The organism is Streptomyces sp. NPDC006610 (genome assembly GCF_040611575.1).
Taxonomy (GTDB): domain Bacteria; phylum Actinomycetota; class Actinomycetes; order Streptomycetales; family Streptomycetaceae; genus Streptomyces.
In genome coordinates this window covers 80,550-91,518 of sequence record NZ_JBEXOP010000030.1, presented here as the reverse complement: position 1 = coordinate 91,518, position 10,969 = coordinate 80,550, and the positions used below count along the sequence as shown (strand labels likewise).

11 protein-coding genes and 1 pseudogene are annotated in these 10,969 nt (G+C 73.8%); 7 read left to right on the top strand and 5 right to left on the bottom strand.

The window, feature by feature from the left end:
* Nucleotides 1-134: 134 nt before the first annotated feature.
* Nucleotides 135-1,040 (bottom strand): PRC and DUF2382 domain-containing protein, encoded by a 906-nt coding sequence (locus ABZY13_RS23500; RefSeq protein ID WP_356633825.1) that lies wholly within the window; start codon nt 1,038-1,040, stop codon nt 135-137.
* Nucleotides 1,041-1,238: 198 nt separating this feature from the next.
* Between ABZY13_RS23500 and ABZY13_RS23495 the strand changes: the two genes are divergently transcribed.
* Nucleotides 1,239-1,394 carry a DUF6131 family protein gene (locus tag ABZY13_RS23495; RefSeq protein WP_356633823.1) on the top strand — a complete coding sequence of 52 codons (156 nt, stop codon included), beginning with the start codon at nt 1,239-1,241 and terminating at the stop codon, nt 1,392-1,394.
* Here the strand turns inward: ABZY13_RS23495 and ABZY13_RS23490 are convergent.
* Nucleotides 1,385-1,885 (bottom strand): molybdenum cofactor biosysynthesis protein, encoded by a 501-nt coding sequence (locus ABZY13_RS23490; protein ID WP_356633821.1) that lies wholly within the window; start codon nt 1,883-1,885, stop codon nt 1,385-1,387. The genes ABZY13_RS23495 and ABZY13_RS23490 overlap by 10 nt on opposite strands.
* Before the next feature lie 109 nt (nt 1,886-1,994).
* Here ABZY13_RS23490 and ABZY13_RS23485 point away from each other — a divergent pair, with 109 nt between their 5' ends.
* The 5 genes from ABZY13_RS23485 to ABZY13_RS23465 are packed head-to-tail and all read left to right on the top strand — an operon-like array spanning nt 1,995 to nt 8,040.
* Nucleotides 1,995-2,417: a hypothetical protein gene (locus tag ABZY13_RS23485; protein WP_356633819.1), complete on the top strand. Its 423-nt coding sequence runs from the start codon at nt 1,995-1,997 to the stop codon at nt 2,415-2,417.
* 3 nt (nt 2,418-2,420) lie between these two features.
* Entirely contained in the window at nt 2,421-4,922 is a 2,502-nt protein-coding gene (locus ABZY13_RS23480; RefSeq protein ID WP_356633817.1) for a caspase family protein, read from the top strand.
* 2 nt (nt 4,923-4,924) lie between these two features.
* The gene (locus tag ABZY13_RS23475; RefSeq protein ID WP_356633815.1) at nt 4,925-6,286 is read left to right on the top strand and encodes an extracellular solute-binding protein; all 1,362 of its coding nucleotides are present in this window, start codon (nt 4,925-4,927) and stop codon (nt 6,284-6,286) included.
* Nucleotides 6,287-6,323: 37 nt separating this feature from the next.
* The gene (locus ABZY13_RS23470; RefSeq protein ID WP_356633813.1) at nt 6,324-7,424 is read left to right on the top strand and encodes an AI-2E family transporter; all 1,101 of its coding nucleotides are present in this window, start codon (nt 6,324-6,326) and stop codon (nt 7,422-7,424) included.
* Between the two features lie 43 nt (nt 7,425-7,467).
* Complete coding sequence (locus tag ABZY13_RS23465) at nt 7,468-8,040, top strand: GNAT family N-acetyltransferase (RefSeq protein ID WP_356633811.1); 573 nt, start codon at nt 7,468-7,470, stop codon at nt 8,038-8,040.
* A 24-nt stretch (nt 8,041-8,064) separates the two neighbouring features.
* Here the strand turns inward: ABZY13_RS23465 and ABZY13_RS23460 are convergent.
* Nucleotides 8,065-8,342 (bottom strand): annotated as a pseudogene (locus ABZY13_RS23460) (DUF779 domain-containing protein); the annotation flags it as partial.
* Between the two features lie 135 nt (nt 8,343-8,477).
* Here ABZY13_RS23460 and ABZY13_RS23455 point away from each other — a divergent pair.
* Complete coding sequence (locus ABZY13_RS23455) at nt 8,478-9,095, top strand: TOPRIM nucleotidyl transferase/hydrolase domain-containing protein (RefSeq protein ID WP_356633809.1); 618 nt, start codon at nt 8,478-8,480, stop codon at nt 9,093-9,095.
* A gap of 148 nt (nt 9,096-9,243) precedes the next feature.
* Here the strand turns inward: ABZY13_RS23455 and ABZY13_RS23450 are convergent, their stop codons facing one another.
* Together ABZY13_RS23450 and ABZY13_RS23445 are read right to left on the bottom strand one after the other, a co-directional pair.
* The gene (locus tag ABZY13_RS23450; RefSeq protein WP_356633807.1) at nt 9,244-10,152 is read right to left on the bottom strand and encodes an ABC transporter permease; all 909 of its coding nucleotides are present in this window, start codon (nt 10,150-10,152) and stop codon (nt 9,244-9,246) included.
* Nucleotides 10,139-10,960, bottom strand: coding sequence for an ABC transporter ATP-binding protein (locus ABZY13_RS23445; RefSeq protein WP_356633805.1), 822 nt, complete (start codon nt 10,958-10,960; stop codon nt 10,139-10,141). The genes ABZY13_RS23450 and ABZY13_RS23445 overlap by 14 nt, the downstream gene beginning before the upstream one ends.
* Nucleotides 10,961-10,969: the final 9 nt, after the last annotated feature.

Here is a 10,969-nt window from a genome sequence, read left to right as displayed (position 1 = left end):
CCCGCCCCGGCCCGGCGCCCCGCCCCGGGCCTCGCGGGGCCCCCGGGTGGGCGGCGCCCCCGGCCCCCCGGGGGGGGCGCCCCCGCCCCGCGCGGTCGCGGGACGGGCCGCCGCACGCGGGGGCCCCGCCGCGGTCACTTGCCGGGCCCCTCCTCCTTCTCGACGCCCTCGACGTCGATGCGCTCCTTGCGGACCTGGCCGCGCACCGTCTCCTGGTCGGCGTGCTCCTCGGTCGTCATGCGCACCCGCTCCACCGGGACTGTCTCCGTCTGCGCCACGGGCCGCTCCTCGTGCAGGACGACCTCGTGCTCGGCCTCGGAGATCTCGGGGCCCGACATGGCCGCGTCGCGGTTGGCGTCCGTGATGGGCTCGCGCTCGACGCGGACCTCCTCGCGCTTGACCGGAACGGTCTGCTGCACCTCCTCGGTGACGACGTACTTGCGCAGCCGCGCCCGGCCGGTCTCCTGCCGGTCGACGCCGACGCGCAGCTGCTCCTCCGAGCGCGTCATCGCGTCGTCCCGGCCGACACCGCCTCCGGCGCCGCGCATCCGGGCCGTCTCGTCGTCGGCGACACCGCGTCGGCGGGTCGTCTCGTCGCCCGCGGTGCCGGCCATCCCCGCGGTGCCGGCGGCCATGCCCGCGGCGCCCGCCGTACCGCCGCCGGCGCCCTCGTGGGCCCAGCCGCCCTCGCCGGGCTCGTTGGCCTGCTGCCAGGCGTCGTCCCAGCGGATGCCGTAGTACTCGTAGAGGCGGTGCTCCTCGTCGACGGAGAGATGGCCGCCCGCGTCGACGTCGACGTGGGGCGCGTCCTTGATGGTGTTCTTCGGGTAGGGCACCTCCAGATGGTCTTCCACGATCGAGGCGTCGCGGATCGGCACGAACGACTCGCTCGTGCCGAGCAGGCCGGTCTTCACGGTGGCCCACTCGGGCATGCCCGTGGCGTCGTCGAGGAAGACGTGTTTGGCCTCGCCGACCTTGTTGCCCTCGGCGTCGTACACGGGGTGATCGAGTACGGCGGGGATCTGCTCGCGGGTGATCACTGATCTCGTCCTCTCTCTCGCTGCTGGGGCTCGCCCTGTCCGACTCACCACCGCATAAGCGGCGAAACCGGATGAAGAGTGGCAAGCGGGATAAGTGAGGCATTAGGGACGAGTGACCGGCAAGGGCGACCCGGGTGCTTCCCCGGGGTATGCCGGGGTACTCGGAGAGGCAGCCCTACTCCCTCTCAGGAGGCAACCATGCTCCTCCTCGGCGTCATCCTTCTTGTCATCGGACTGATCACCGGGATATCGATCCTGTGGACGATCGGACTCATCCTGGTCGTCGTCGGCGCCATCCTGTGGATCGCGGGCTCCATGGGCCACGCGGTCGCCGGCCGCCGCCACTATTGGTGAGCCTGGACCACCCGGAACACGGCCCTGCCCAGGCCGAGCACACCGTCGGACTCGGGCGTGCACCGCACGCCGCCCCTGCCGCGCAGCGCCCGCTGCGCGCCCGGTCCGACGGTGACGTCCATCCAGGCGCAGGGCCGCGCCGGGCGGTTGACCCGGAACGTCACCGGGCCGCAACCGCTGTCCAGGGTGATCACCGCTCCCACGAACGCGTCGATGTCGACGCCGCGCAGCAGAATGTTGCGGCGCGTCGCCCGCAGATCGACGTCCGGGTCGACGGCCGTGGGCAGGTTCTCCTCGGACATGATCGTCACCGCGGCGTCCCGGTGGGCCGCCCGGCCGAAGTAGCGGTCGCCGACCAGTCCGAGACCGCGGCGCACCCGCACCTGCGTCACCCGCTCGTCCGCCGGCCCCGGCGCGGGCCCGTCCGCCGGACGCCCCGCGAAACGGTGGTCCGCGGACACCAGCAGCTGCACGACCTCCACCTCCGCCATGGCGTCCACCATACGGCGACGCCTCGCACGTGTTTTCCCGGCGGCGATCTCTCCCCGAGGCTGTCCGAACCCTCCCCACCACGCAACTGGGCTGCCATGATGGTGAGTTATGGCTGACGGGGATGATGTGGCAGTCCGGGGCGTGTGCGTACGACTGCACGGTGAAACGGCCACCGAGAGCGATGTGGGCGCCCTGCGCAGTTGGCTGGAGCGCGAACAGGCGCTCGACGAACTGGTCCGCTCGGGACGGTTGCAGCTGCAGGAACGGAGCCGTACGGACGATCCCGAGCCGGGGAGCCCGATGGGCGTCGGCATGGAGATCTTCGCCGCGGTCGTCGGAGGCGTCACCTCCGTCGTCGTCCGGGACCTCCTGGACGCGATCGGACGGGCGGCGCAGGCATGGCGGGACAACCGCAGGGGAGTGGAGGAAGGAGAACCGCCCGAGGTCAGGCTGGAGTCGGTCGGGGAGGACGAACCGGAGGGGACCGCGGGCCCGGAGAACGATCCGCCCGCTGCCCGCGCCGACGGGTGACGCATGAGCACGGACAAGCCAGTGACCCGGTTCGACCCCCGTGGGCGCAGGAACCGGGCACTGCTGGTCGGGGTGTCCGAGTACGACTTCGCCGGGATGCCGCGCGGTGTCAGCGGAGACCTCCCGGCCGTCAAGCACAACGTGAACCGGCTCCGCGAGGCGCTCCGGGGCGGTGAGGTGTTCCGCGAGCGCCAGATCGTCGTCGAGCGCTCCCCGTCCAGGGACGAGTTCGAAAGATCCCTGCGCAAGGCCGTCGCCAAGGCCAGGGGCGTGCTGCTGCTCTACTTCGCCGGGCACGGCGCCCTCCCGAGCGCGGGCGACGAGCTGTACCTGCAGATGCGCGACGCCGGCGTGATCCCCGGCCGGCAGGCCCTCTTCGAGGGCGCGGCGCCCTTCAGCGAGGTGCTCGACGAGCTGGCGAAGAGCCGGGCCCGGCAGATCGTGGTGGTCCTCGACTGCTGCTTCGCGGGCAACGCCGCCTGGATCTGGGAGAAGCTCCCCAGGAAACGGAACGTCCTGCTGCTGATGAGCGTGCAGGCCAACCACCTCATCGACGCGGGCCCCGGCGACACGCCGACGCCGTTCACCGAGGAACTGGTACGGAGCCTGGAACGGGACGGCGCCCTGGGCTTCGCCGGCCTGGCGGACGACGTACGGGCCCGGATGACCGCCCGCGGCCTGCACACCCTGCGCAAGCCCCCCGAACCCTGGGAACCCCAGCGCCGCGGCGAGCCCGACCAGGACGTCCTGCTGTCGGCGCGCGGGCAGCCCCACCGCCACTGCCCGCTCGCCCGGCGGCGACCCCGGCGCGTGGTCGCCACCGGGCTGCTCACCCTCCTGGTGCTCGCCCTGGGACTCGGCCTCGGCGTCCACGGCCTGGTCGCCGCGCTGCGGCCCCCGGTCTGCGCGCCGCCCACCGAACTGCGCGTGCTCACCGACCCCGACCTCGAGCGCACCGTGCGCGCCGCGGCCGACGAGTTCCTGACGTCGGACGAGAACCGCGACGGCGACTGCCGGCGCAGCGGCATCACCGTCTACGGCGCGGGCGCCGCCGACACGGTCACCGCCCTGCGCAAGCACACCGGCGCCTGGCAGGAACCCCGCCACGAGGGGCCCAACCCGCAGCGCGACATCGGCCCGCAGCCCGACGTGTGGATCCCCGCGTCCCCCGCCGACGCCGCCCGGGTCGCCGCCGGCCAGGACACGGACGCCGTGGCCGCGGTGGAGGCCGACCAGACGCCCTTCGCCTACTCCCCGGTCGTGCTGGCCGTGCCCGAGGACCTCTCCGCCCAGTCCTGGAACGACCGCACCGGAGCCCCCCTCGCCCGTATGATCGCCCAGCTGAAGGCGCGCCGCCCCGACGCCCGGATCTGGCGGCCGGACCCCGAGTTCACCGCAGCGGGCCTGCTGGCCACCATCGGCCTGCAGCGCTCCGCCACCGGCGGGGACCGCGACCCCGCCCAGGCGGAGCGCGACCTCGTGCCCGGCGTGCCCGCGCCCACCGCCGCCGGCCTGCTGTGCACGCTGCCCGACGACGACGCCGCGGACGACGCCGGCGCCGCCCTGGTCCCCGAGTTCCTGATGCGCAGCGGCGTCGGCTGCGACGCCGAACGGCGGGTGCCCAGGACGGCCCAGTACCCCGGCGACGTGCCCGGCTACGAGCCGGTGTTCGTGCGCGTCCGCTGGCACGGCGGCGACCGCGACGCGAGCGCCCGCGACGACGCCGCGGACCGGTTCCGCGCATGGCTCAACGACGGCGGGGGCCGGTCCGCGTTCGCCCGCGACGGCTTCCGCGCGGCCACCGGACACCGGCCGCTCCTGGACGCGGACCACGTGGCCGAAGGGGTGCTGCCCGCGCCGTCCCGGCTGGTGGAGTCCGCCGGGCGCAGGGCGATGGACACGGCGCTGGAGCGGTACCGCGGCGCCAACGGGCCGGGCCGGGTGCTCTTCCTGCTGGACAGCTCCGGCTCGATGGGCGACGTGTGGAAGGGGCCGAGCGGCGGCCCGGGCCTGCTGAAACATTCCCTGGTCGGGCTCGGCCCGGCGGACGAGTACGGCGTGTGGGGCGTGTCGGGCCTCGGCGAGCGGTCGTACGAGATGCTGCTCGCCTTCGGCAGCCGCGCCCGCAACGACGCCGAGCGCACCATCGACGAACGGGCCCGCGTCCGCGACGCCCAGGCCGATCCGCACGCCGCGCTGATCGACGCGCTCCAGTTCATGAACGACCGGGGAGCGGCCGACGACCGGCCCCAGCTGATCGTCTACATCACCGACGACGAGGACGCGAACCGGCTGACCGGCGGCAACCTGGACGACGTGCTGGCCACCGCCCGCGCCGTGAAGGTGCCGGTCGCCATGGTGTCCCTGACGAGCGGCGGCTGCGCCTCCGACAAACCGGACGCGCAGATCTCCGCCGCGTCCGGCGGCCGGTGCGTCGACGCCGACGACGACGTGGGCGCCGTCCTGCACGACGAGGTGGCCCGCACCGGAACGGGGGAGGAGTGAGGATGCGACGGGTCGCGGCCCTGCTGGCCCTGCTCATGGCGGCGGCCTGCACCGGCGGCGGGAACGAGGGCGCGGCGCCGAGCCCGTCCCCGGAGCAGCCCGGCGAGATCGTGGTCGTCAGCGGCCGGGACGTCACCGGCAAGAACGGCATCCGCCAGCAGCTGATCGACGAATGGAACGCCCGTCAGGAACGCGCCGGCAGCGGCTACAGCGCCCGGCTGGTCGAGCTGCCCGGCAGCGCCGACGAGCAGCGCAGCCAGCTCCTCGGCGCCCTGCAGTCCGGGGGCGCCGCCTACGACGTCGTCAACCTGGACGTCACCTGGGTGCCGGAGTTCGCCGAGGCCGGGCTGATCCGTCCCCTCGACGAGGACCTCGTCGACGGCGACGTCATCGGGTCCGTGGCCCGCACGGCGTGGTGGGACGACCGGCTCTACGCGGTGCCGTTCAACAGCGACGTCGGTCTCCTCTACTACCGGCGCGACCATCTGGAACAGGCCCGCGTGGAACGCACCGACCTCCGCCGCAGCGACTGGGACCAGCTCCGCCGACTGATCGACCACGTCCACGACCACCGCCCGGAAGGGTACGAGAAGGGCTGGACGACCCAGCTCGACGCCTACGAGGGCCGCACGGTCAACGCCGTCGAGGCCTTCACCAGCGCCGTGCCCGGGCTGCGGCTCACCGACGAGGACGGCCGCTACAGCGCCGACGCCGACGAACTCGCCCCGGGCATCGCCGAACTGCGCCGCCGCACCGACGACCTCTACACCCTCCCCGACGCCCACGGCTCCGACGAGGCCCGCTCCCTCAACGACTTCGCCGCCGGCCGCACCACGTTCCTGCGGCAGTGGCCGTACGCCTACCGCACCCTGCACCAGACCTTCGACCCGCGGCAGCTCGGCGTCGCCCCGTTGCCCGGCCGGGCCGTCCTCGGCGGCCAGAACCTCGCCGTGACCGACGTGTCCCACCGGCCCCGCATGGCGGCCGACCTGATCCGCTTCCTCACCGGCGAGGAGAGCGAACGCTGCCTGCTCGACGCCGGGTTCGCCGCGACCCGTACGTCCGCCTACGAGGACCCCGGCCTCCGCTGCCCCCTCGGCGCGGGTTCCCCCTCCGCCTCGCCCACCGGCGAGAGCACCGACCGGATGCCGCGCGAGGCGAGGACCGGCCGGCCCGCCTATGCCCGATCCGTCCTCCTGCCCGCCCTGCGCGAGGCCGTGCTGCGTCCCCGCACCCCCTTGTACGGCGCGTTCACCCAGACGTTCACCGCCCAGCTCGGCGCGCTGTTCGCCGACGACCCGCCCGGCGACTCCGAGTTGGCCGAACGGCTGGACGACGCCCTGCGCCGGGCGCTGGGGGACTGAGGGCGGCGCCCCACGGTGATCCACATAAGGTGGCCCCATGCCTGCCACGCTGAGTTCCACCAAGACCCGCGCCGCGCTGCGCGTTTCGGCGCGCGTCTCCGGTGAGTTGCTGCTGATCCTCCTCATGCTCACGGTGACCATGTGGGTCCTGGGCCGTATGTGGCCGGTCGTCTGGCCGCTCATAGTCGGCCTGTTCATCACCACGCTGACCTGGCCCGTGGCCCGCTTCCTGCGCCGCCACGGCTGGCCGCCCGCGCTGGCCGCGGCGACCGTGACCGTGCTGTTCCTGCTGGCCGCCGCCGGGGTCGTCGCGCTGATCGCGGTGCCGGTGGCCTCCCAGTCCGGGGAGCTGACCGACGGCGTGGTCGAGGGCATCCAGCGGCTGCGCGAGTGGGCCGCCGGGCCGCCGCTCAACATCGGCGACGACCAGATCAGCGACGCCTTCGACACCGCGGTGGAGCGCGCCCAGAAGGGCCTCGGCTCGATGGTCACCGCCATCGTCAGCGGGGTGAGCACGGTGGTCAACGGCATCGTCACCGCCGTGCTGGCGCTGTTCCTGATGTTTTTCTTCCTCAAGGACGGCCCCCGCTTCCTGCCCTGGCTCTCCCGCCAGCTCCCCGGCCGGCTCGCCACCGACGTCCCGGCCGTCGCCGCCCGCAGCTGGGACACCCTCGGCGCGTTCGTCCGCTCCCAGGCGATCGTCGGCCTGCTCGACGCCGTCCTGATCGGCCTCGGCCTGTGGGCCCTCGACGTCCCGCTGGTGCTGCCGCTGGCGGTGCTGACCTTCGTGTCCGCGTTCGTACCGATCGTCGGCGCCCTGTTCGCCGGCTTCGTCGCGGTGCTGATCGCGCTGGTGTACAACGGCCCGACGGACGCGCTGATCGTGCTGGCGATCATCGTGGCGGTGCAGCAGCTGGAGGGCAATGTCTTCCAGCCCATCATCCAGAGCCGGGGGCTCGGCCTGCACGCCGCGGTGATCCTGCTCGCCGTGACCCTGGGCGGCAGCCTGGCAGGCATCGTCGGCAGCCTGCTCGCCGTGCCCGTCGCCGCGCAGATCGCGGTGATCTGGAACTATGTGCGCGAGCAGCTGAGCGAACCGCCGGCCGAGCCGGACAGCGGCGCCACCGTCGTTCCGTAGCGGACGGCCTGCGGGCCGCGGGCCGGGCTGACATCGTGGCCGTATGACCATCGATGTCCGCCCGGCCTCCGTCTTCGAGGACGTCCGCGCCGTCCTCGGCCCCAAGTCGCCCGGGGCCAACGTGTGCTGGTGCCTGAGCTACCGCATCCCCTCCCGGCTCAACAACGAGCTGCGCGGCCCCGCCCGCGGCGAGTACGTCGCCGGACTGTGCCGCGCCGACCCGCCGCCCGGCGTGCTGGCCTATGACGGCGACGAACCGGTCGGCTGGGCCGCCGTGGCGCCCCGCGCGGACACGTCCTTCGCCCGCAACCGCAAGATCCCGCACGTGGACGACCTGCCGGTGTGGTCGCTGTGGTGCATCCGGGTCCGTCCCGGCCACCGCAAGCAGGGCGTTTCGCACGCCCTCATCGCCGGCGCCGTCGACTTCGCCCGCGCCCACGGCGCCCCGGCGGTCGAGGCGTACCCGCTGGACAACGGCGACGCCCGGGTCGACCTGACCATGGCGTACGCCGGTCTGCGCAAGAACTTCGAACGCGCCGGCTTCGTCCACGCCGCCGACACCACCTCGGTGCTGGCCGGCCACCCCCGCGTCCTGATGCGCCTCGACCTGCGCTGACCCGCGGCACCCGCGGCCGGGTCCTCAGCCGGCCGTCGGGTCCGCGCCGGTCGGCAGCGGGGACTCCGCCTCGACGCGTGCCAGCCCCTCGTCCGTCAGCAGCCGGGAGCGGAGCAGGAAGCGCACGCCCTCCGGGGCTCCAGGGAGAACCCGCTGCTCCGGCCGGGCACCACGTCGACGGTGAGGTGGGTGTGCGACCAGTACGCGTACTGGTCGCCGCTCATCCAGAACGGGGCGTCCCCGGCCACCCGGCCCAGCAGGACGTCCGCGGCGCCGACCCGGAATGCGCCGCGGGGGTAGCACCGGCCTCATCACACGCCGTTGCCGGCTTCCCCAGGGCCCCGGCCCCGGGGAGGCACGGGAAGATGCCCTCGCCGGTGTCCGGCGGCGGCGGAAATTGCCTACCGCCGGGGCCGCGGACGGCGCAGACTCGTGCCATGGCAGACATGAGGGCTTTCCGGGACGCGGTCACCGCGTGGGCGGCCGGCGGTTCCGGCGACCCCGCACGCGAGCTGGCGGAGCGGTTGTCCGTCCGGGCGGTGGTCCTGCTGGAAGGGCCGAGTGACGTCGCGGCGGTCGACGCGCTGGCCGAAGGACGCGGCCGGGACCTGGAGGCCGAGGGCGTCTGCGTCCTGGCGATGGGCGGCGCGATGAGCGTCGGCCGCTTCGCCGACCTCCTCGGGCCGCGCGGCCTCGGCCTGCGCCTGACCGGCCTGTGCGACGAGCGGGAGCGGCCCTACTACGCCCGCGCCCTGGACGGGGCGGGCGCCGGCCGGCAGGGGTACTTCGTCTGCGCGGCGGACCTGGAGGACGAGCTGATCCGCGCCCTCGGCGTGAGACGGGTGACCGAACTCGTCCGGGCGGAGGGCGAGCTGCGTCCCCTGCGGACCTTCCTGCGCCAGCCCGCTCAGCAGGGCCGCCCGCCCGAACAGCAGCTGCGGCGCTTCTTCGGCACGAAGAAGGGACGCAAGATCCGCTACGGCCGCGTCCTCGTCGAGGCCCTCGACCCCGCCCGCGTCCCCGCCCCGCTGGACGACCTGCTCGCCGTCCTCTGACGCGCCGGGCGACGCCACGGGCCGCCGGCCCGGTGCGGCTCGGCCTGCGACCACGGGCTCCCTGTGGCCGGGCAGGACGACGTGATCGCGCAGGACGACCATGTGAACGCTTCACCCGCGCCCCGGGCACCCGACCCGCCGGCGTCGGCTAACGCGCCGTCACCAGCCCCCGGTTGCGCAGCACCCGCCGCTCCAGCGGGCTGAAGACGAGCAGGTCGATGGCGATGCCGACCAGCAGGATCAGGAAGATGGCCAGGAACACCTGCGGCATGCTGGAGTTGTTCCGCCCGTTCTCCAGCAACTGCCCAAGGCCCACGCCGAGATCGGGCGAGGAGGCGATGATCTCCGCGGCCATCAGCGAGCGCCAGGAGAACGCCCAGCCCTGCTTCAGGCCGGCGAGGTAGCCGGGCAGCGCGGCCGGCATCACGATGTGGCGGGCGCCGCTCAGCCCGGTCGCGCCCAGCGTGCGCCCGGCCCGCAGGAACAGCGGCGGGATCTGGTCGATGCCGGCGACCAGACCGTTGGCGATGGACGGGACGGCGCCGAGCAGGATCACGGCGTACATCATCGAGTCGTTCAGGCCGAGCCAGATCACGGCCGGCGGCACCCACGCCACGGACGGCAGCGACTGCAGGCCGGACAGGATCGGGCCGAGGGCAGCGCGGACGAACCGCACCCGGGCGACCAGCAGGCCGAGCGGCGTGCCGATGGCGAGCGCCATCAGGAAGCCGGCCAGACCGCGCGAGACGCTGGTCCAGATGTAGTCCAGCAGCGTGCCCCGCAGCCACGCGTCCGTCACCTCGTCCCACACCGCGGACGGCGAGGGCAGCTTGTAGTCGGGCGCGGCCCCCGACCACACCAGCAGCTGCCAGACCACCAGGACCAGCGCGACGGCGGTGACCGGCGGCAGCGCCTTGCGCAGCAGGGTCTCGCGCAGCGGCGTACGGGCGGTCTGCACCGTCTCCAGCGCGTCGAGTCCGGCCTCCAGCCCCGCCAGGTCCTGTGCGTCGCGCGTCCTTCCGGCGCCCACGCCGGTGTCCGTGTCAGTGCCGGCCATGGCGGCGGATCTCCTTGCGCAGTTCTTCGGTGATCTCGAGGGACAGCTCGGCGACCGCGGCGTCCTCGATCCGGCGGGGCTGCGGGATGCCGACGGTCCACTCCCTGGCGATCCGACCGGGCCGCGAGGACAGCAGCACCACGCGCTGCGCCAGCTTCACCGCCTCGCGCACGTTGTGCGTCACGAACAGCACCGACAGGCCCGTCTCGCCCCAGATACGGGTCAGTTCGTCGTGCAGGACGTCACGGGTGATGGCGTCGAGCGCGGCGAACGGCTCGTCCATCAGCAGCAACCGGCTGTCCTGCGCCAGGGCGCGGGCCAGCGCCACGCGCTGGCGCATGCCGCCGGACAGCTCGTGCACCCGCTTGCCGTACGCGCCCTTGAGGCGGACGAGTTCGAGCAGCCGCTCCGCCTCGGGCCTGCGCTCCGGCCGGGGCACCCCGCGCAGCTTCAGGGCGAGTTCGATGTTCCGGCCCGCGGTCAGCCAGGGGAACAGGGCGTGCTCCTGGAACATCAGGGCGGGCCGGCCGTCCGTGCCGATCGAGCCGGCGGAGGGCCGGTCGAGGCCCGCCACCAGGTTGAGCAGCGTGGACTTGCCGCAGCCGGAGGCACCCAGGAGGGTGACGAACTCGCCGGGTGCGACGTCGAGCGTGATGTCGTCCAGCACGAGCTGCTGTCCGCGGGCCGTGCCCGGGACCGGGAAGGACTTCGAGACGTGCTCGACACGGGCGGCGTACGTCACCGCCGCGGCGTCCTCGGCAGCCTTGGCGACCGTGGTGGCCATGGTCGTCACCTCCTGGGAACTCATCGGGATACG

Bases quoted from the DNA above. Each gene is read 5' to 3' on its own strand.
- ABZY13_RS23445 (WP_356633805.1), bottom strand. From the start codon at position 10,960: ATGAGTTCCCAGGAGGTGACGACCATGGCCACCACGGTCGCCAAGGCT.
- ABZY13_RS23470 (WP_356633813.1), top strand. From the start codon at position 6,324: ATGCCTGCCACGCTGAGTTCCACCAAGACCCGCGCCGCGCTGCGCGTT.
- ABZY13_RS23480 (WP_356633817.1), top strand. From the start codon at position 2,421: ATGAGCACGGACAAGCCAGTGACCCGGTTCGACCCCCGTGGGCGCAGG.
- ABZY13_RS23465 (WP_356633811.1), top strand. From the start codon at position 7,468: ATGACCATCGATGTCCGCCCGGCCTCCGTCTTCGAGGACGTCCGCGCC.
- ABZY13_RS23455 (WP_356633809.1), top strand. From the start codon at position 8,478: ATGGCAGACATGAGGGCTTTCCGGGACGCGGTCACCGCGTGGGCGGCC.
- ABZY13_RS23490 (WP_356633821.1), bottom strand. From the start codon at position 1,885: ATGGCGGAGGTGGAGGTCGTGCAGCTGCTGGTGTCCGCGGACCACCGT.
- ABZY13_RS23485 (WP_356633819.1), top strand. From the start codon at position 1,995: ATGGCTGACGGGGATGATGTGGCAGTCCGGGGCGTGTGCGTACGACTG.
- ABZY13_RS23450 (WP_356633807.1), bottom strand. From the start codon at position 10,152: ATGGCCGGCACTGACACGGACACCGGCGTGGGCGCCGGAAGGACGCGC.
- ABZY13_RS23495 (WP_356633823.1), top strand. From the start codon at position 1,239: ATGCTCCTCCTCGGCGTCATCCTTCTTGTCATCGGACTGATCACCGGG.
- ABZY13_RS23475 (WP_356633815.1), top strand. From the start codon at position 4,925: ATGCGACGGGTCGCGGCCCTGCTGGCCCTGCTCATGGCGGCGGCCTGC.